17 protein-coding genes are annotated in these 19,750 nt (G+C 73.6%); 8 read left to right on the plus strand and 9 right to left on the minus strand.

What is annotated here, in order from left to right; all coding sequences use genetic code 11:
* Positions 1 to 100 precede the first annotated feature (100 nt).
* Positions 101 to 2,224: a glycogen debranching protein GlgX gene (gene glgX, locus ACGF0D_RS14700; protein ID WP_392869121.1), complete on the minus strand. Its 2,124-nt coding sequence runs from the start codon at positions 2,222 to 2,224 to the stop codon at positions 101 to 103.
* 479 nt (positions 2,225 to 2,703) lie between these two features.
* On the opposite strand from glgX, the gene ACGF0D_RS14705 reads away from it, so the two are divergent.
* Positions 2,704 to 3,894, plus strand: coding sequence for an SAV2148 family HEPN domain-containing protein (locus ACGF0D_RS14705; RefSeq protein WP_392916233.1), 1,191 nt, complete (start codon positions 2,704 to 2,706; stop codon positions 3,892 to 3,894).
* 192 nt (positions 3,895 to 4,086) lie between these two features.
* Here the strand turns inward: ACGF0D_RS14705 and ACGF0D_RS14710 are convergent, their stop codons facing one another.
* Entirely contained in the window at positions 4,087 to 4,509 is a 423-nt protein-coding gene (locus ACGF0D_RS14710) for a type II toxin-antitoxin system VapC family toxin (protein WP_392916059.1), read from the minus strand.
* A complete protein-coding gene (locus ACGF0D_RS14715) occupies positions 4,506 to 4,781 on the minus strand; it encodes a hypothetical protein (RefSeq protein WP_392916062.1) in 276 nt (91 codons plus the stop codon). The genes ACGF0D_RS14710 and ACGF0D_RS14715 overlap by 4 nt, the downstream gene beginning before the upstream one ends.
* A 137-nt stretch (positions 4,782 to 4,918) precedes the next feature.
* Between ACGF0D_RS14715 and ACGF0D_RS14720 the strand changes: the two genes are divergently transcribed.
* Positions 4,919 to 5,620 carry an exonuclease domain-containing protein gene (locus ACGF0D_RS14720; protein ID WP_392869119.1) on the plus strand — a complete coding sequence of 234 codons (702 nt, stop codon included), beginning with the start codon at positions 4,919 to 4,921 and terminating at the stop codon, positions 5,618 to 5,620.
* 148 nt (positions 5,621 to 5,768) lie between these two features.
* Here the strand turns inward: ACGF0D_RS14720 and ACGF0D_RS14725 are convergent, their stop codons facing one another.
* The 4 genes from ACGF0D_RS14725 to ACGF0D_RS14740 all read right to left on the minus strand — a co-directional run bounded on the left by ACGF0D_RS14725 (position 5,769) and on the right by ACGF0D_RS14740 (position 11,060).
* Entirely contained in the window at positions 5,769 to 6,512 is a 744-nt protein-coding gene (locus ACGF0D_RS14725) for a DUF3592 domain-containing protein (protein WP_392916065.1), read from the minus strand.
* 100 nt (positions 6,513 to 6,612) lie between these two features.
* Positions 6,613 to 7,635 carry a polysaccharide deacetylase family protein gene (locus ACGF0D_RS14730; protein ID WP_392916068.1) on the minus strand — a complete coding sequence of 341 codons (1,023 nt, stop codon included), beginning with the start codon at positions 7,633 to 7,635 and terminating at the stop codon, positions 6,613 to 6,615.
* 172 nt (positions 7,636 to 7,807) lie between these two features.
* Positions 7,808 to 8,701 carry a phosphotransferase enzyme family protein gene (locus tag ACGF0D_RS14735; RefSeq protein ID WP_392916070.1) on the minus strand — a complete coding sequence of 298 codons (894 nt, stop codon included), beginning with the start codon at positions 8,699 to 8,701 and terminating at the stop codon, positions 7,808 to 7,810.
* A 118-nt stretch (positions 8,702 to 8,819) separates the two neighbouring features.
* The gene (locus tag ACGF0D_RS14740; protein ID WP_392916235.1) at positions 8,820 to 11,060 is read right to left on the minus strand and encodes an MMPL family transporter; all 2,241 of its coding nucleotides are present in this window, start codon (positions 11,058 to 11,060) and stop codon (positions 8,820 to 8,822) included.
* Between the two features lie 572 nt (positions 11,061 to 11,632).
* Between ACGF0D_RS14740 and ACGF0D_RS14745 the strand changes: the two genes are divergently transcribed.
* From ACGF0D_RS14745 to ACGF0D_RS14765, 5 genes are all read left to right on the plus strand, one after another.
* Positions 11,633 to 13,828, plus strand: a complete 2,196-nt coding sequence (locus ACGF0D_RS14745; protein ID WP_392916072.1) for an MMPL family transporter — start codon at positions 11,633 to 11,635, stop codon at positions 13,826 to 13,828.
* A 297-nt stretch (positions 13,829 to 14,125) separates the two neighbouring features.
* Entirely contained in the window at positions 14,126 to 14,332 is a 207-nt protein-coding gene (locus tag ACGF0D_RS14750) for a cold-shock protein (RefSeq protein WP_049657493.1), read from the plus strand.
* A gap of 143 nt (positions 14,333 to 14,475) precedes the next feature.
* Entirely contained in the window at positions 14,476 to 16,176 is a 1,701-nt protein-coding gene (locus ACGF0D_RS14755; RefSeq protein ID WP_392916075.1) for a DEAD/DEAH box helicase, read from the plus strand.
* 343 nt (positions 16,177 to 16,519) lie between these two features.
* Entirely contained in the window at positions 16,520 to 17,296 is a 777-nt protein-coding gene (locus tag ACGF0D_RS14760; protein WP_392916077.1) for a ricin-type beta-trefoil lectin domain protein, read from the plus strand.
* A 108-nt stretch (positions 17,297 to 17,404) separates the two neighbouring features.
* Entirely contained in the window at positions 17,405 to 18,118 is a 714-nt protein-coding gene (locus tag ACGF0D_RS14765) for a ricin-type beta-trefoil lectin domain protein (RefSeq protein WP_392916079.1), read from the plus strand.
* Positions 18,119 to 18,138: 20 nt separating this feature from the next.
* Here ACGF0D_RS14765 and ACGF0D_RS14770 read toward each other — a convergent pair whose 3' ends face one another.
* Positions 18,139 to 18,528: a DUF6463 family protein gene (locus ACGF0D_RS14770; RefSeq protein WP_392869103.1), complete on the minus strand. Its 390-nt coding sequence runs from the start codon at positions 18,526 to 18,528 to the stop codon at positions 18,139 to 18,141.
* A 165-nt stretch (positions 18,529 to 18,693) separates the two neighbouring features.
* Between ACGF0D_RS14770 and ACGF0D_RS14775 the strand changes: the two genes are divergently transcribed.
* Complete coding sequence (locus ACGF0D_RS14775) at positions 18,694 to 19,008, plus strand: hypothetical protein (RefSeq protein ID WP_392916081.1); 315 nt, start codon at positions 18,694 to 18,696, stop codon at positions 19,006 to 19,008.
* A 3-nt stretch (positions 19,009 to 19,011) separates the two neighbouring features.
* Here the strand turns inward: ACGF0D_RS14775 and ACGF0D_RS14780 are convergent, their stop codons facing one another.
* The gene (locus ACGF0D_RS14780; RefSeq protein WP_392916084.1) at positions 19,012 to 19,746 is read right to left on the minus strand and encodes a sirohydrochlorin chelatase; all 735 of its coding nucleotides are present in this window, start codon (positions 19,744 to 19,746) and stop codon (positions 19,012 to 19,014) included.
* Positions 19,747 to 19,750: the final 4 nt, after the last annotated feature.

Consider the following 19,750-nt stretch of genomic DNA (forward strand, 5'->3'; position numbering starts at 1 on the left):
CGACCGTCCGAAGGGCCGCGCCGCTCCCGGGGAGCGGCCGGGCACCGCCTTCGAGGACCCGCTTCGAGGACCGCCTTCGGGCACCGCCCGCGCGCGCCGGCTACGCGGGCCGTTGCAGCACCATCAGCGAGCGGTCGGTCAGCCACAGGCTGTCCCCGGCCTTGACCCGCGCGCCGGTGCCCGGGGCGGGCAGTCGGGGCCGGGCGGTGTCGACCACGACCTGCCACTCCTGCCCGTGGTCGGCGGGCACGGTGAACTCCAGCGGCTCGAAGTGGGCGTTGAACATCAGCAGGAAGGAGTCGTCGACGATCCGCCCGCCGCGCCGGTCCGGCTCGGAGATCGCGTAGCCGTTGAGGAAGACGGTCAGCGACTTGGCGTGGCTGGCGCCCCAGTTGCGCTTGGTCATCTCCTCCCCGGTCGGGGTGAACCAGGCGATGTCGGTGAGGTCGTCGAAGCCGCCGGAGGCGGACACCGGCCGGCCGTGGAAGAACCGCCGCCGCCGGAACACCGGGTGGTCGCGGCGCAGCCAGATCATCCCCTGGGTGAACTCCAGCAGCCGCGCCTGCGGCCCGTCGCCCTCGGGCCAGTGCACCCAGGTGAGCTCGTTGTCCTGGCAGTAGGCGTTGTTGTTGCCCAGCTGGGTGCGGCCGAGCTCGTCGCCGTGCGAGAGCATCGGCACGCCCTGGGAGAGCATCAGGGTGGCGATGAAGTTCCGCTGCTGGCGCTCCCGCAGCTCCTCGACGGCCGGGTCGGCGCCGGGGCCCTCGACGCCGCAGTTCCAGGAGCGGTTGAAGGACTCGCCGTCCCGGTTGTCCTCGCCGTTGGCCTGGTTGTGCTTCTCGTTGTACGAGACCAGGTCGCGCAGGGTGAAACCGTCGTGGCAGGTCACGAAGTTGATCGAGGCGATCGGGCGGCGGCCGTCGTCCTGGTACAGGTCGGAGGAGCCGGTGAGCCGGGAGCCGAACTCGGCGAGGGTCGCGTTCTCGCCGCGCCACAGGTCCCGCACGGTGTCCCGGTACATGCCGTTCCACTCCGTCCACAGCGGCGGGAAGTTGCCCACCTGGTAGCCGCCCTCGCCGAGGTCCCAGGGCTCGGCGATCAGCTTGGCCTGGGACACCACCGGGTCCTGCTGGACCAGGTCGAAGAAGGAGGACAGCCGGTCCACCTCGTGGAACTGCCGGGCGAGGGTGGCGGCGAGGTCGAAGCGGAAGCCGTCCACGTGCATCTCGGTCACCCAGTAGCGCAGCGAGTCCATGATCAGCTGGAGCACGTGCGGGCTGCGCATCAGCAGGCTGTTGCCGGTGCCGGTGGTGTCCTCGTAGAAGCGCTGGTCCCGGGCGAGGCGGTAGTAGGAGACGTTGTCCAGGCCGCGCAGCGACAGCGTCGGCCCCAGGTGGTTGCCCTCGGCGGTGTGGTTGTAGACGACGTCCAGGATCACCTCGATCCCGGCCGCGTGCAGCGCCTTGACCATGGACTTGAACTCCTGCACCTGCTGGCCGCGGTCGCCGGTGGAGGAGTAGGAGGAGTGCGGGGCGAAGAAGCCGACGGTGTTGTAGCCCCAGTAGTTGGCCAGGCCGAGGTCCCGCAGCCGGTGGTCACGGACGAACTGGTGCACCGGCATCAGCTCGATCGCGGTGACGCCGAGCTTGGCCAGGTGCTCGATCACCGCCGGGTGGGCCAGGCCCGCGTACGTCCCGCGGATCTCCTCGGGGATGCCCGGGTGCAGCCGGGTGAGGCCCTTGACGTGGGCCTCGTAGATGACGGTGCGGTGGTAGTCGGTGCGCGGCGGGCGGTCGGTGCCCCAGTCGAAGTACGGGTTGATGACCACCGAGTGCATCGTGTGCGGGGCGGAGTCCAGGTCGTTGCGGCGCTCGGGGGCGCCGAAGTGGTAGCCGTAGACCGACTCGTCCCAGTCGACGTGCCCGCTCATCGCCTTGGCGTACGGGTCCAGGAGCAGCTTGGCGCTGTTGTGCCGCTGGCCCAGGCCCGGGTTGTACGGACCGTGCACGCGGAAGCCGTAGCGCTGGCCGGGCTGGACGCCCGGGAGGTAGGCGTGCCGCACGAAGGCGTCCGTCTCGCGCAGTTCGACGGCCGTCTCGGAGCCGTCCTCGGCGATCAGGCACAGCTCGATCCGGTCGGCGCTCTCGGAGAACACCGCGAAGTTGGTGCCGGCCCCGTCGTAGGTGGCGCCGAGCGGGTAGGGCGTACCGGGCCAGACCTGCATGACTCCTCAACTTCCTTCCTGGCGACGGAAACTGGCACGTGATCCGAGGGTGATCCGGATCGCCTGCCCGGACCGGACGCTCTCTTCCCGGCCGGGCGGCCGGGCATGTGCGCGACCGGGCGCCGTGACGCACGGCACAGCGGCCGCGACGGGCGGCACAGCGCATACTCCCCGAGCCCGTCCCCGGCGGCCGGGACATCCGGCCCGGGTTGGGCCGAACGAGCGCCCACCGGGCATTCGTGTGAAGAGTGCGACCGGTGGTGCGGGGGAGCCCCCGGGCATCCGGCTGCGAACGGCTCGCGACGGGCAGTACCCTTGATCGTCCGGCCGCGTGGGCGGGCCTCCAGGAAGTCACAGGGAGTCAGCGGCCCCCGCGCCCGCGGGGGTCGGCCGCAGCAGACCAGACGAGGTGGCGCATGGTGTTCCCCGCCGACGGCCCCGGCCGGGGCGCGGCCCGCAGCGAGGCGCCCACGGTCGTCATGCGCCCCACCCTGACCGGCCGGGCCCTGGTGCCCGCCCAGGGCGGCCCGATCGAGGTGCCCGCCCTGGCCTGGTCGGCCGGCGAATGGGAGGACGCCTACCAGCGGGTCCGGCTGTCCGGCCGCGCCTACGTCTGGCTCAACCTCGTCGAACAGCGGCTGCGCGCCCTGGTCGACGAGGTGCTGCACCCGATCTACGCCCCCGCCCACGGCGAGGACTGGGTCACCGCCGCCGCCGGGCCGGCCGGCGAGGAATGGGCGCACCGGGCCGGAGCCGTCCGCGAGGTCAGCCGCCGCAAGGGCTACCTCCTCGACCCGGCCGACGACGACCCGCTGGTCTTCCTCACCCTGCCCCAGCTGCGCGAACTGATGGTGCAGCACTGGCCCTGCTTCGAGCCGTACCTGGCCGACCGGCGCGAGATCGAACTGGCGCTGGACGAGCTGGAGGTGGCCCGGCACGTGGTCTCCCGCAACCGGGTGCTCACCCAGACCGTGCTCGCCCAGACCGAACGGGCCGCCGCCCGGCTGCTGGCCGTGCTGGACGGCGGCGCCGGCGGGGTGCCCGCCGACGTGGTCGAGTCCCTGGTGGCCGGCCGGTACGCCGACGTCGTCGCCGTGCACGCCGACCGGGTCCGGCTCCAGCGCGACCTGCCCGTCGAGGACCTGCTGGACGGCGCCCGGCGCCTGGACGCGCTCGGCATCGGCCTCGGCATGCTCTGCCAGAACTACACCGGCAAGCGCCTGGTGCGCCTGGCCGGCGAGGGCTGCCGGGTGCGGCTGCTCTTCCTCAACCCGGCGAGCAGCGCGGTGCGCCGCCGCGAACGCGAACTCGGTCTCGGGCGCAGCGAGTTGTCCCGCTCCATCGAGATGAACATCATGCACGTGCGGCGGGTGCGGGCCCGGCTGCGGGACCAGGGCGGCTTCGAGATCCGGGTCTTCGACGAGACCCCGCGCTTCACCGCCTACCTCGTCGAGGGCCCCCGCACCGCCGGCCAGGCCGGCGGCCGACGGCAGGGCCGCGACCTCGGCGTCGTCCAGCCCTACCTGCGCCGCGCCCGCGGCATGGAGTCCCCGGCCCTGGTGCTGCGCGGCGGCGCCGGCCAGCAGCCTGGCGGCACCGAACCCGGACTGCTGGAGGTCTACCGCGAGGAGTTCGAGGGCGTCTGGGCCGACTCCCGGCCCGTCTCCTGAGCCGCGCGCCCTCGAAAAGGCGCTGGTCGGGGCGGTCGCGCCGCTGCCAGACTGCGGCCGTGAACAGCGAACCAGACTGGAGCCTGCGCCCCGCCACACCCGAGGACCTCGAACCCGTCGCCGAACTGCGGGCCCGGGTCATGCGCGCCGACCTCGAACGCCTCGGCCGCTACGACGAGCCGGAAGGGACTCTCAGTACTCCCACGGATTCAGGACGGCCGCCCCGGTCCGCGCCAGGTGCTTGACGTTACGACTGACGAGCGTCCACCCGTTCGCGATGGCCGTGGCCGCGATCAGCGCATCGGGCGGGTCGATGCTCGTCCCCGCGCTCTTGAGCCGGCGGTGGACGGCGAGGTACGCGGCGGCCTCCCGTTCGCCGATGTCGGCGATCCGGCCCTGATACTCGGCTCGCACGCCGTCGAGGACCCGCTCAAGCACGGCCCGGCGCAGTGGATCGGGCGTGGCATCGACGCCTGCCTGGACCTCCGCGACGGTGATGACGCTGAGACGGTGTGAGGTGGCCGGGACGGAACGCGCCCAGTCGGTGACAGCGGGCGCCGGCTTGGGTCGCGTGGTGAGCTCGGCGACCACGTTGGTGTCCAGCAGGTAGATCACTCGGAGCCCGCCGGGTCGTCGTAGGAGCGCGCCCCGAACTCCACCCCTTCGAAGGGCGTCGACAGGAGCCAGTCGACGAAACCGTCGGTCCCCAGTGTCGCCCAGCGGTGCAGTATCGCCGGCAGCGCGTCGATGTCGGTGTCGGCGAGCTCGGCATCGAAGTGCTTGACCTGGTCCGCGGGCAGCGATCCACGGATCTCCCTGATCGTCCGCAGCGGGTGGACGCTGTCAGCTCGGCGCGGGGGTACGGGCAGGTTCGGGGCGGTGCTCATGGTCGGCTCCTTCGCTCAGGTCCGAGGAACAGCGTAGGGCGGACGGGTCCATGATCGGGCTCCCCGTGGGTCGGGCTGTCGGTGGGGCGGGTGATGATAGGGGCTGTTTCGAGAGGCAGGACGGAAGGACACACCTGATGAGCTGGTGGCAGCAGCCACTGGTCGGCTTCGACCTGGAGACCACGGGCACCGACCCGGCCGTGGACCGCATCGTCACGGCCGCGCTCGTGGACACCGTCGGGGCCGCCCTGGTGGGCGCCGCGCACTGGCTGCTCGACCCCGGGGTGCCGATACCCGCCGAGGCGGAGGCGATCCACGGGATCGGGGACGAGGTGGCGCGGAGCAAGGGCAGACCGGCGAAGGAGGCGGTGGAGGAGATAGCCGCCGCGCTGTGCGAGCGGATCGCCGACGGGCGGCCGGTGGTGGCGTTCAACGCGCCGTTCGACCTGTCGCTGCTCGACGCCGAGCTGCGCCGGCACGGGCTGGCGACGCTCGCCGAGCGCCTGGGCCGCCCCGTCGGGCCGGTGCTGGACGCGCTGGTGATCGACCGCGCCGTGGACAAGTACCGCAAGGGCTCGCGCACCCTGCAGCGGGTCTGCGAGCTGTACGGGGTGGAGCTGACGGACGCCCACGAGGCGGGCAGCGACGCGCTGGCCGCCGTCCGGGTCGCCGTCGCGCTGGCCGGCCGCTACCCGAACGAGGTCGGCGCGCTGGACCCGGCCGAGCTGCACCGGAGGCAGATCGACTGGTACCGGCAGTGGGCCGAGGGCCTCCAGGCCTGGCTGCGCCGCGGCAAGGACCCGCAGGCGGTGGTCGACCCGCGCTGGCCCGCCCGGTGACGGACGTCCGCGCGGTACGCCCCGCCCGCCCCGCGGACCTGCCCGGCTTCCTCGCGCTCGCCGCCGAGGTCGAGCACCGGTCCGGCCCGATGGTCGCCGAGCCGGGCTTCCACCGCGCCGGGCCCGGGCCCCGGGCCCGCCTGCGGCGTCAGACCCCCTCGGGCGGGGCCACGATGGCGGCCTCGGCGGTGTCCGGCGCCAGCGGGTCGTAGCGGACGGTCATCAACTGCCCGACCCGGGGCGCGAGGTAGGCCTGGACGCGGACCACGCAGACCAGGCTGCGGGCGACGCCGTCGGGGGCCGCGTAGCCGACGGTGAGCCGGAACTGCGGCTGGGCGAAGCCCGTCGGCTCACCGGGCTGGACGGCGGTGACGGTGCCGGTGGTGCTCACCCCGTGCGCGGCGAGCCGGTCGGCGGTCGTCCGGGCGGCCCGGTACGTGCGGTACTGCGCCCGGAGCCGGGACTCGGACAGGGTGACCAGGATCAGGGTGAGCGCCGCCAGGAGCCCGACGGCGGGCAGCGCGGCCCGGTACGGCCCGCCGGGCCCGTAGACCGCGCCGAGCGCCCCGGCCAGGATGGCGAGGAGCAGGACCCCGCCGGCGGGCAGCCGGTTCGGGGCGCCGGCGCCGGGGGAGCGGCCCACCATCGCCGCGCCGACCATGCCCGTCAGCCAGCACAGCGCGGCGCCGGCCCAGTACGCCTGGGTGTAGGGCGAGCCGAGGCAGAGCGGCGAGCAGGTCTCCGGGTCGCGGTAGGCGACCACCCCGGCCGCGAACAGCCGGCCGGCCATCGCGCACAGCGCCAGCAGGAGCAGCGCCGCGAGCGCCCGTCCGAAGCCCAGGCGCCGTTCGAGGTAAGGGAGTCGGGAGCTCGACGGAGCGCCGGCAGTCATGCCGGGAGGCTAGTGCGGCGGCCGGGGCGGGCGGTGTGGGGGCCGCCGTCCGGCCGGTGAACGAGGGGGAAACATCCCGCGGTGGCGGGCCCCGGCGGCCCTACGCGGCCGGGAAGTCGAAGGTGTAGCCCTGGGCGACCAGCCAGGGCAGCAGCTGCTTGAGCGCGGCCACGGTCTGGCCGCGGTCGCCGCCCCCGTCGTGCATCAGGATGACGCCGCCGGGCTTGAGCTGCTTCTGCACGGCCGAGACGATCGCCGGCGTCCCCGGCCGCGCCCAGTCGCGCGGGTCGACGGACCAGCCGAGCGAGGACATCCCCAGGCTCGCGGTGATCTGCTCGTTGTCGGTGTTGAAGCCGCCGCCCGGGGCGCGGAACCAGCCGACCTCGGTGCCGGGGCCGCCCGCCTGGACGATCATGTCCCGGGCGGCGGTGATCTCGTGCACGGCCTTGTCGTGCGGGAGCTTCGCGAACGGCTGCGGGTGGTGGACGCTGTGGTCGCAGAGCCGGTGCCCGGCGGCCAGGACGCGCTTGACCATGGCCGGGTTGGCGGCGGCGTTCTGGCCGATCTCGCAGAAGGTGGCCTTGACGTGGTACTGGGCCAGCAGGTCGAGGATCTGGCCGGTGGCCGGGCCGGGGCCGTCGTCGAAGGTGAGCGCCACGGTGCGGCCGCCGGAGGCGGTGGAGCCGATCACGGTGCCCGCCCCGGTGTGCGGGGGCGGCGCGGCGGGCGAGGACGGGTCGGCGGCCGGTGCGGTCGGGGTGGCGGCCGGCGTGGCGGGCGCGGTGGACACCGGGGAGCCCGTGGCCGCGGGCGGGTTCGGCTTCGCCGGCGCCGACGGGGCGGCGGCGGGCGCGGAGGGGGCCGCGGGGGAGACCGGCGGCGCGGCGTCCGAGCCGGGTGCCGGCGCGATGGTGGTCGCCGCCGTCCCGCTCGGCCGGGCGGCGTCCGGGGACGGCGTCCCGGCCGCGGCCGCGCTCGGCGCCGCCTGGGGCGCCCTGCCGGCCGTCCCGCACGCGGCCAGCCCCAGGGCGGCGGCCACCACCACACAGCCCGCCAGCAGCCGGCGCCGGGAGCGGGACGGTCGGGTCGGGGCGAAGGGGCGGCGGCGGGCGGTCCGGTGCATGGCGGCGGCTCCTGAGGTGCGAGTACGGTGCCGATCTCTCGGGTCAGGACGACTGTCCGATAGGACGCCGATCGTACGTTCCTCGGTTGCTGACCGGACCGAACCGCCGTAAGAGTCTTCTCACACCCGCCCCGCTGGCAGAGCCGCCCCGCCACGGGTAACGGGAGGGCCGTCAGAACGGGTACCAGCGCACCTCCGTGGCCCCGTCCCGCAGCGAGTCCACCCGGCGCCGGAACTCCTTCAGCGCGGCCGGGTTGCTGGCCGCCTGCTGCGCCACCCAGGAGGCGCTGGCGGTCTCCCGGGCGCCGCGCAGCACCGTGAAGCCGGGCCACTCGCGCACGTCCCAGCCGTACGCCTCGGTGAACGCCCGGTACTCCTCGGCGGGCACGCCGTACCGGTCCTGGCTGAGCGCGAGGACCACCAGGTCGTGCTCGCGCAGGTCGTTCGCCATGAACTCCAGGTCGAGCAGCACCGGGCCTTCGGGGCCGATGTGGACGTTGCGCGGCAGCGCGTCGCCGTGGATCACCCCGGGGTGCAGCTGCGGGACGAGGTCCGGCAGGGCGGCCTCGAAGGCGTCCCGGCGGTGGCGCAGGAAGGCGACGTCCGCCGGGTCGACGTGGCCCTCGGCGGAGGCCAGCCAGCGTTCGACCGGGGCCAGCAGGTCGCGCCGGCCGAGCGTGAAGGGCGGCAGCGGCAGCCGGTGCAGGACGCGCAGCAGCGGGGCGAGGTCGACCGGGCGGGCGGGCCGGACGGCGGGCGCGAGCCGGTGCCAGAAGGTGACCGGGTGGCCGTCGGCGAGCTGCGGCTCGGGCGCCACCGCGTCGTACGGGCGGACCACCGGCACGTCCTGCCCGGCCAGCCAGTGGGCGAGGGCCAGCTCGCGGTGCGCCCGGTCGTACAGCTCGGGGCCGCGGCCGACCTTGGCGACCACGGCCGGGACGCCGAGGTCGAAGACGGCGTTCTCGCCGAGGGCGAGCAGCGTGGCCCCGTCGGGGGCGGCCAGTCCGGCCGACTCGCAGGCCTGGGCGAGCAGCAGCCGGGCGCGGCCCTCGTCGAAGGGGATCATGACTGGTTCCGTTCCGCCGACGTTCGTCCGGAGGATCCCGGACGGTGATCATCATGACGCACGGACGCCGGGCCCCGCGCGTTGCGGGACCCGGCGTCGGGGCGTTCCGGCGGGGGGCTCAGACCCCGGCCCGGCGGTGGCGCGCCCCCTCCGTCGCCGCGGCGGCCGGCCGGGCGGGCGGCGCGGCCCCGTCGGCGCCGAGCGGCGGGACGGACTCGCCGTGCGAGAGGTCCGGCAGCCAGTGCAGCCAGCGCGGCAGGTACCAGTTGCGCTCGCCCAGCAGCGTCATCACCGAGGGCAGCAGCACCGCGCGGATCACCGTGGCGTCGATCAGCACCGCGACCGCCAGGCCCACGCCCATCTGCTTCATCACCTGCATGGACAGTGAGCCGAAGACCGAGAACACCCCCACCATGATCACCGCGGCGCTGGTGACCACCCCGGCCGTGGAGCGGATGCCGTGGGCGACGGCGGCCCGGGTCGGCAGGCCGCGGTCACGGCCCTCCTTGATCCGGGAGACCACGAACACGTGGTAGTCCATCGAGAGCCCGAAGAGGATCACGAAGAGGAACAGCGGCACCCAGGACTCCACCGCGCCGACCCCGGCGGTGCCCAGCAGCGAGGCGCCCATGCCGTGCTGGAAGACCAGCGTCAGCACGCCGTACGCGGCGCCCACCGAGAGCAGGTTGAGCACCACGGCGGTGGCCGCGACGACTGGGGAGCGGAACGAGGTGAGCATCAGCAGGAAGGCGAAGGCGACGACGAAGGCGAAGACCAGCGGCATCGAGCCGGTCATCTTCCGGTTGAAGTCGTACGAGGCGGCGGTCTGGCCGGTGACCGGCGCCTCGCTGCCGGGCACCTTGAGCACGGTGGCGGGCAGCAGGTCCTCGCGCAGGCTCTTCAGGGCGTCGTTGCTGGTGGCGTCGTTGCCGCTGCCGTTGAGCGGGATGGTGACGACGGCCACGTTCCGGTCGGCGTGCACGGCGACCTCCACCGGGCCGTGCATCCGCCCGCCGGCCAGCGCCCTGGCCTGGAGCTCGGCGATCGCGGCGGTCATCGCGGGGGAGTCGATGTCGGCGGCCCTGATCACCACGGTGGCGGGGGCGGGGCTGCCGGGGAAGGCGGCCTCGATCTTCTGCGAGGCGGCGACCAGGGCGTTGCCCCTGGGCAGCTGCTGCTGGAAGGTCAGCTTGGCGGTGTGCATGGTGAGCAGCGGTGCGGCCAGGGCCAGCAGGAAGGCGCAGGCGAGCACGGTGGCGGCCAGCGGGCGGCGCAGCACCGGGGTCAGCACCGCGTTCCAGAACCGTCCGCCGTCCTGTCCGGTGTCCGGGCGGCGCAGCTTGGCGAGGAACGGGATCCGGCCCTTCTCGACCCGGTCGCCGAGCAGCGACAGCAGCGCGGGCAGCACGGTGAGCGAGCCGAGCACGGCGGTGATCACGACCACGATGGTGGCGAAGGCCATCGCCTTGAAGGTGGAGATCCCGGTGAGGAACATGCCGGCCATGGCGACGACCACGGTGATGCCGGAGACCAGCACCGCCCGGCCGCTGGTGGCGGCGGCCACGGCCAGCGCGGTGGCGGCGTCGCGCCCGGCGGCCCGCTCCTCGCGTTCGCGGCGCAGGTAGAACAGGCAGTAGTCGACGCCGACGGCGAGGCCGACCAGCAGCATCACCGAGCTGGCGTCGCCGCTGGTGTGCAGGAACCCGCTGCCGAGCGCGACCAGCCCGGCGGCGGCGACGAAGGCGGTGAGTGCCAGCACCACCGGCAGCACGGCGGCGACCAGCGCGCCGAAGGCGACCAGCAGGATGCCGAGGGCGAGCGGCACGGCCGTCCACTCGGCGCGGGCGAAGTCGTTGGTGAGCTGGTCCTGCACCCACTTGCCGGAGCTGGCGTCGCCGAGCTGGACCACGGTCAGGTCGGGGTTCCGCTTCTGCACGCCGGCCACCGCGTCCAGTACCGGCTGGACGTGGTCCACGGCCTCGGTGGCGTCGCCCTTGAGGGTCAGCGTCACCAGCGCGGAGTGGCCGTCGGCGGAGACCGCCTTGGTGTCGTACGGCGAGTGGACCTCGGCGGCCTCGCCGGTGCCGTTGACGGCGGCGACCACCTGGGCGACGGCGGCGCGGAACTCCGGGTCGTCGGCGCTGCGGGTGGCACTCTGGACCAGCACGGTCTCGCCGGCCGGGCTCTTCAGGCCGGCCTCGTCGAGGATCCGCGCGGCCCGGGAGACCTGCCCGGGGACCTGCTCGGCTTCGGTGATCCTGGTGCTGCCGTGCAGGCCGCCGAGGACGGCGGTCAGGACGACGAACAGCAGCCAGCCGAACACGGCCGTCCTGCGGTGCCGGGCGCTCCAGGCGCCCATCGCCGCCGCCAGGCCGAGTCTGGGCTTCACGGGCTTCACGGTGGTTCTTCCCCCCTGGGAGATTCGGCGGTCGTCGCCGGACGGGAGCGGCGGCGGCCCCGGGTCGCGGGAGCCGCCGATCGCGGTGCGCCGACTGCGGTCCGGCGTCCCGATCGACAGTAGGGAAGCGGGGGTTGACGGTTAATCCGGCTGGCGGGTGGCCTCTTCCTGGTGCTCTCCTCGGGGGCCGGGTGGGGTTTTCCCTACCCCCCGACCCCGAGATCTCCTCCTGGGGGGTAGGGGATCCACCTCCACCCTGAGGGGGAGAAGTCTCCACCCGCAGTACGAGGTCAACGGGCCCGCGCCCGGGAGAAACTGGGCCGGGGCCGCTTCGTGGCGGCCCGACGGGGGTTGAAACACGCGGGGGCTCCTTGCCGGGCGGCAAGCAAGTGCTCGTAGGATGATGCCCCAGATCCACTTACCTGCCGACCGGCAAGTGAGCGCCCGCGGGCGTTCCCGAGCCGGCCTTGCCGTCGCCCCGAAACCCGTCCCCCGAGGGCTGCGGTGAACCATGCCCAGGAGGCATCACGAGCATGTTCCACCGACTAGGACAATTCGTCGTTCGCCGTGCGTGGTGGGTGATCGCCGCATGGGTCGTCGCGATGCTCGCCATCGTCATGACGGCGCCGAAGGTCACCTCGCAGACGGACGAGTCCGCGTTCCTGCCCAAGCACTACGAGTCCATCCAGGCGGCGCAGCTCCAAGGAGAGGCCTTCCCGTCGAGCTTCACCCCGGCCGCGCTGCTGCTCTTCGAGCGCAACGACGGCCAGGCGCTGAACGGCGCCGACCAGGCCACGATGGACAAGGTCGTCAAGGGCCTCACCGACGCGCACATCCCCGCCGTCGAGACGGTCGTGCCCGTCGACCCCAAGACCTCGATGTCCAAGGACGGCAAGTACGCGCTGTCCATGGTCGCCATCGACAAGACCAAGATGCAGAGCGAGGAGTACACCGAAGCCGCGAAGAAGCTGCGCAGCGAGGGCACCAAGCTCGCCGACGGCTCCGGCCTGAAGTTCCAGGTCGGCGGCGGGGCCGCGAGCGCCCTGGACCAGCAGGACGCCTCCGGCGCCACCGACGCCATCGTCATGTTCGGCAGCCTGCTGCTGGTCATCCTGATCGTCGGCATCATCTTCCGCAGCATCCTGGCCGGCATCCTGCCGGTCATACTCTCGCTGGCCATCGCGATGCCGGTGGCCAACGGCCTGATCGCCGACGCGATCAAGATGTTCGACCTCAAGTCCTCCCCGATGACCTCGGCGATCCTGATCATCGTGGTCCTCGGCGTCGGCACCGACTACTTCCTCTTCCTGGCGTTCCGCTACCGCGAGCGGCTGCGCCTGGGCGAGGACCGCAAGACGGCCGTCGCCAACGCCGTCGGCCGGGTCGGCGAGGCGATCGCCTCCGCCGCCGGTGCCGTCGCCGTCGCCTTCGCCGTCCTGGTCCTCTCCAGCCTGGGCATGTTCACCGCGCTCGGCCCGGCACTGGCCATCGCCGTCATCGCGACCGCCCTGGTCTCGCTGACCCTGGCCCCCGCCGTGCTCGCCGTCATCCCGTCCAAGGGCGTGTTCTGGCCCGGCAAGAAGTGGATGCAGGAGCCGTCGAACGCCCGCTTCGCCGCGCTGGGCCGGATGACCGGCAAGAAGCCCGGCCTGGTCGCCCTGGTCTCCGGCGGCGTCCTGCTGGTGCTTGCCCTGGCCGGCGTGAACTACAACGGCACCTACGACCTGGCCGGCAGCTCGATGCCCAAGGGCAAGGAGTCGATCGTCGTCGAGGAGAAGCTGATGTCGGCCTTCTCGGCCGGCGCCGCCGACCCCAGCCACGTCTTCCTGACCAGCAGCGGCGGAGCCAAGCTCGGCGACGCGGCGATCAAGGACTTCGCCGACAAGCTCCAGGGCGTCCCCGGGGTGGCCAGCGTGGTCGCGCCGAGCGCCGAGGCCAAGACGATCAGCGCCGACGGTGCCACCGGTGACTTCACCGTCCTGCTCAAGGACGTGCCGGCCTCCAACAAGGCCATCGACACCATCGAGAAGGTCAGGGACACCGCCCACGCGTCGGCCCCGTCCGGCAGCAAGGCGCTGGTCGGCGGCGTCACCGCGGTGTACAAGGACATCAACACCGCGATGGTGCACGACTACACGCTGGTCTTCCCGATCGCGGCCGTGCTCATCATGCTCATCCTGGGCCTCCAGCTGCGCAGCGTGGTCGCCCCCTGGTACCTGATGGCCTCCGTCGGCCTCGGCTTCGGTGCGACCCTCGGCGCCACCACCCTGCTGTTCCAGAACGTCAAGGGCGAGCCCGGCCTGATGTTCATGCTGCCGATCTTCATCTACCTCTTCGTGGTGGCGATCGGCACGGACTACAACATCCTGATCATCGCCCGCCTCCGCGAGGAGGCCCGTGAGGGCCGCAACCCGCGCGACGCGGCCCGCGAGGCCGTCAAGCACGGCGGCCCGACCGTCGCGGCGGCCGGCTTCATCCTGGCGGCGTCCTTCGCGACCTTCATGTTCGCGGGCAACGTGCTCTTCATGGAGCTCGGCTTCTCGCTGGCCTTCGGCATCGTGCTGGCGGCCTTCGTGATGGCGATGTTCTTCACACCTGCGCTCACCGCGCTGCTCGGTCACCGCGCCTGGTGGCCCGGCCGCGCGGACAGCCCGGGCCACGGCCACGGCCACGGCCCGACCCCGCTGGCCGACGCCCACGGCGTGCCGGAGCCGGCCGGCCGGAGCTGACCCGGACGGATCGGTAAGGGGCAGGCGGCGTCCCGCTTCGGCGGGGCGCCGCCTGCCCCCTTCCCGGGGCCGCCAAACGTGATCTCCCGGGCAGAAAATCCCCGGTCAACCCCGGTTCCACCGTGCTACAGTCGAAGCAGTTGCAGTTTTGGTTCCCATGAACGTGGTGTGCGCCTGCTGGTTCCAACCGACAGGCGCATTTGTTTTGTCCGGTGTTTCAGTCTCCGGATGGGGATCGCGGCTACTTGGGGATCCACGAGGTGTGGGTCCCTGATGCCCCAGTTAGAGGAGACGGTTATGGCTACCGGCACCGTGAAGTGGTTCAACAGCGAAAAGGGCTTCGGCTTCATCGAGCAGGATGGTGGCGGCGCCGACGTGTTCGCCCACTACTCGAACATCGTGGCTCAGGGCTTCCGTGAGCTGTTCGAGGGCCAGAAGGTCGAGTTCGACGTCACCCAGGGCCAGAAGGGCCCGCAGGCCGAGAACATCCAGATCATCGGCTGACGTCAGCTCCACGCTGACTCGCGATCATCGCGAAGCGGGGCCCGCACCCATGGTGCGGGCCCCCGCTCATGCCGCCGTACGGCCGGGGCGGCGCACTCTCCCTTCCGACGGCCGACCCAGCCCGCGAACCGGGCTGTAGACCGATGGATGGAGATCCCGTGACCACCCCTGCCCGCCCGCCGCGCGACCGCGGCCCCCGCAAGTCCGACCAGGCCCGCCGCACCGCCGGCACCGCCTCCGGCGACGGTCGGCGCAAGCCGCGCAGCCGCGCCGGCGCCCCCCGGCAGAACCGCCCCGCCGCCGCCCCCGAGGCCACCGACTTCACCGTGGTCCAGGGAACCCCGGCCCGGCCCCCGGCGGCGTCCTTCGCCGAGCTGGAACTGCCCAAGGCGCTCCTCTCCGCGCTCACCCGCCAGGGCGTCACCGAGCCCTTCCCGATCCAGGCCGCCACGCTGCCCGACTCGATCGCCGGGCGCGACGTGCTCGGCCGCGGCCGCACCGGCTCCGGCAAGACCCTGGCCTTCGGCCTGCCGCTGCTCGCCCGTACCGCCGGGCGCCGCGCCGACTCCCGGCACCCGCTGGCGCTCGTCCTGGTGCCCACCCGCGAGCTGGCCCAGCAGGTCACCGAGGCGCTCACCCCGTACGCCACCGCCGTCAACCTGCGGATCACCACCGTCGTCGGCGGCATGTCGATCGGGCGGCAGTCCAACGCGGTGCGCCGCGGCACCGAGGTGCTGGTGGCCACCCCCGGCCGGCTGGACGACCTGATCGGGCGCGGTGACGTCAAGCTCTCCGACGTCGCGATCACGGTCCTCGACGAGGCCGACCAGATGGCCGACATGGGCTTCCTGCCGCAGGTCAGCAAGCTGCTGGAGCAGGTCGCCGAGGGCGGGCAGCGGATGCTGTTCTCCGCCACCCTGGACCGCAACGTCGACCGGCTGGTCAAGCGCTTCCTGACCGACCCGGTCACCCACTCCGTCGACCCCTCGGCCGGCGCGGTCACCACCATGGACCACCACGTGCTCCAGCTGGAGCCCGCCGACAAGGCCTCCGCCACCGCGCACATCGCCTCCCGCGACGGCCGCGTCATCATGTTCGTGCACACCAAGCACGGCGCCGACCGGCTGGCCAAGCAGCTGCTCGCCAACGGCGTGAAGGCCGCCGCCCTGCACGGCGGCAAGTCCCAGCCGCAGCGCAACCGGGTCCTCGACCAGTTCCGGGACAGCCACGTCACCGCGCTGATCGCCACCAACGTCGCCGCCCGCGGCATCCACATCGACGGCCTGGACCTGGTCGTCAACGTCGACCCGCCGGTCGACCACAAGGACTACCTGCACCGCGGCGGCCGCACCGCCCGCGCCGGCGAGTCCGGGACGGTCGTCACCCTGGTGCTGCCCGAGCAGCGCCGCGAGGTCAACCGGCTGATGACGGTGGCCGGCATCCGCCCGACCGTCACCAAGATCCGCCCGGGCGACGCCGACCTGGCCCGGATCACCGGCGCCCGCACGCCCAGCGGCGTCCCGGTGACGCTGGCCGTGCCGGTCCCCGCGGACCAGGCCGCCTCCGGCGCCGCGGCCCAGGCCGGCGCCGACAAGCCCGCCGGGGCCAAGTCCGGCTCCCCGCGCCGCCGCTCCGGCAAGCGCTCCGGGCTGCCCACCGACGTCGACATGAACGGCAACCCGCGCCGCCCCCGCCCCAAGCAGCGCATGGGCGGCGCCGCCCAGGGCGAGCGCCCGCAGGCGGCCGGCTTCATCGGCCGCTCCTCGGGCCGGGCCAAGCCCGGCAGCGGCTCCAAGTCCGGCTCCAACTACGGCACCGGCCGCCAGCGCCGCAAGGCCGACTGACGGCCGTCCGACCCGCACCGAACGGGCCCCGCACCTCCCCACGACAGGGGGGCGTGCGGGGCCCGTCCGGCTTTCCGGGCCTGTTTCGGTTCTGCGGGCCCGTCCGGCTCTCCGGGCCTGTTCGGTTGTCCGGCGGCGGGGAGTCGAACAGGCCCGGCGAAACTGCCGCTCGGAGCGACGGCCCTGATCAGGGCGCCCACGCCCGGCAGCTGCCGGTGACCTGCCGGTTGACGGCCGACCGCGCACCCCCGAGTCTTTCACGCGGCCCACACATCCGACGCACCGTCACCACGGTCGCGCCGACGGTGGGTCGACGTGATCCCACGACCCGGAAGGACCTTCCATGCGCCGTATCGCAGCCGTGTTCGCCACCGCCCTGCTGGCCGGAGCCGCCGCACTCACCGCGCCGGCCGCCAACGCCGCCGAGCAGGCCACCCAGGGCTCCCAGATCTCCCAGAGTTCTCAGACCGCGGCGGGCGCCAACGCCCTGGCCGCCGCGAGCTGTTCCGTCGGCAGAGGCGGCAACGGCTTCGTCGGCACCTGCTCGGGCCTGGACCCGAACCAGACCTGGCGCGTCGCCGGCAGCTGCCAGAGCATCGGCGCCAACGGGTTCCCCGTCTTCTCGGCGGCGTACGGTGCCTGGGCCACCGGCAACGGCACCGCCACCGCGGTGTGCATGTGGCCGGCGATGCCGACCTCCGGCTGGATCGTCTCCGGGCCCGCCGTCCCGGCGGGCCCGACCGGCCAGATCTCCGGCTACGCGAGCAAGTGCGTGGACGTGCGCGGCGGCATCAACTCCAACGGCACCCCCGTCCAGATCTGGGACTGCCTCGGCAACGCCAACCAGCAGTGGAAGATCGGCACCGACGGCACCATCCGTGCCTTCGGCAAGTGCCTGGACGTCTCCGGTGGCAACACCGGCAACGCCACCCTGGTGCAGATCTACGACTGCAACGGCACCGGCGCCCAGCAGTGGCAGGCCCGCGGTGACGGCTCGCTGCTGAACCCGCAGTCCGGCCGCTGCCTGGACGACCTCGGCTTCTCCACCACCAACGGCAACCAGCTGGGCATCTGGGACTGCAACGGCGCCGACAACCAGAAGTGGAACCTCCCGGTCTGACGGCCGCCCCGGCCCGACCTCGCGCCAGCGATCCGACGGATCGTCACCATGACGCCCTGGAAGACGAGTTGGCGTTCCCACCCCTCGATCCGGAAGGACGACTTTCCCATGCGCCGCACCTCCGCCCTGCTGACCACCGCCCTGCTCGCCGGGGCCGCCTCCCTGGCCGCACCGGCCACCGCCGCCCAGGCCGCCCCCGCCTGCTCCGCCTGGGCCTCCGCCTGGAACGCCGTCGGCAGCTGCAGCGGCCTCGACCCGATGCAGACCTGGTCCGTCACCGCCAACTGCCTCTACTGGAACTCCACCCACACCGTGCAGTTCTCCCGCCCCGCCATCGGCGGCCTGGCGATCGGCGACGGCAGCGCCTCCGCCGCCTGCGGCATCGGCGACGCCGTCCAGTTCCCGCGCATTATCCTCGGCGCCACCCCGCCGGCCGGCCCGACCGGCCAGATCTCCGGCTACGCGAGCAAGTGCGTCGACGTGAAGGGCGCCAACATCGGCAACGGCACCCCCGTCCAGATCTACGACTGCAACGGCACGGTCGCGCAGAAGTGGCGGATCGGCGTCGACGGCACCATCCGCGCGCTCGGCAAGTGCCTGGACGTCTCCGGTGGCAACACCGGGAACGGCACCAAGGTGCAGATCTACGACTGCAACGGCACCGGCGCCCAGCAGTGGCAGGCCCGCGGTGACGGCTCGCTGCTGAACCCGCAGTCCGGCCGCTGCCTGGACGACCTCGGCTTCTCCACCGCCAACGGCAACCAGCTGGGCATCTGGGACTGCAACGGCGCCGACAACCAGAAGTGGAACCTGCCGGTCTGACGACCCCGGTAGGCCCGCACTCAGTGGCGGCCCGGTTTCCGGGCCGCCACCAGGGCCAGCACACCGATCACCAGCAGCATCCAGCCGCCGTTGCCGGGAAAGCAGACGACGCACACCGGCAGGCCGACCGCGATCAGCGACCAGCCGATCAGGGCGGGCAGTTCACCGGTGGCCCGGAGGCTGCGGCGGGCCAGCAGGCCGAGCACCACCACGGCCGCCCCGCCCAGCGTGAACCCGACCGCGGCAGCGGGGGACGCGCGCCCGGCCGCACCCGGCTCGACCACCGCGGCCAGCACCCCGTCCCGCACGATCGCCCCCCAGGCGTAGGGCCGCCACAGCCCGAACACCAGGTGCAGCACCGCCGTGCCGATGACCAGCCCCGGTATCCAGCGGGCCAGGCCCCTGGTCATGATGCCCTCCCCGCGCCGCGCCGAATGCTTCGTACCCCGCCGTATGCTACGGCCGCCGAACCAGCGCCCGCCGCCGCCCGCGCCCCCGCGAGCCCCTGCGCGCCGTCACCCGGGGGAGCGACAGTGCCTTGAGTCGTGCAATGCAGGTGCATCACGCTGCTGCTCGTGGACGGTGACGACGGTGCGGACCTCGAAGCGATTGCCGAGTACTACGAGACGCACGAACTGACCGAGGACGAGATCATGAGCGCCGAGCCGGGGGAACCGGTGGCGGCCGAGTCGGTGATGATCACCACCTCGCTGCGGCTGCCCAAGCCGGTGATGGACGAGGTCCGGCGCCGGGCGCGGGAACGGGGGCTGAAGCCGACGGCGATCATGCGGGAGTGGATCGAGGCCGCCATCGCGGACGCCGACGAGCCGGTGCCGCTCAGTGTGATCACCGCGGCGGTCGCCGAGTACCAGCACCGCAGGGCCTCGTGAGGCTCAGGCGGTGAGCGCGGGGGCCGTTGCGGTGGCGCGCAGGGCCTGGGCGTGGCGTTCCAGGAGCAGTGCGGCCACCTCGGGGCACGCGCCGAGGACGCCGGCCAGGACGTCCGCCCCGGCGGCCCCGGCGGCGGCCGCGATGCGGTCCGGCAGCAGCCCCGGGGCCAGCAGGTACGGGGCGACGGCGGTGCGCCCGGCGCCGGCGGCGCGCAGGGCGGCGAGCGCGTCGGGGACGCGCGGGCCCGCCGCGGAGGCGTAGGCGACCTCGACGCCCGCCCAGCCGCGGGTGCGCCGCCACTGCGCGGCGACCGCGCGGGTCGCCGCGTCGGCGGCCGGATCGGAGGAGCCGGCCGCCGCCAGCACGACCCCGGTACGGGCCCGCACCGCCGGCGAGCCGACCGCCAGACCGGCCTCGGCCAGCCGCCGGTCCAGGGCCGCGAGCAGCAGCGGCGAGGGGCCGAGGACGTCCGCGACCGGCAGCCGGGAGCCGGCGGCACGCAGCGCGGCCGGGATGTCGTGCTTGGCGTGGAACGCCCGGTTCAGCAGCAGCGGCACCGCCACCGCGTCCGCCAGCCGTCCCACCACCTGCGGGATCCGCGGCGCGCAGTGGTCCAGGTAGGCGGTGGCGACCTCGACGCCGGGCCGCCGTGCCCGCACCTCCTCCACGAGCGCGGCCACCGTCGCGGCGTGGCGCGGGTCGCGGCTGCCGTGGGCGATCAGGAGGAGGGCGGGCATCAGC

Source organism: Kitasatospora sp. NPDC048298, from assembly GCF_043201465.1.
In the GTDB taxonomy this organism is placed as follows: Bacteria; Actinomycetota; Actinomycetes; order Streptomycetales; family Streptomycetaceae; genus Kitasatospora.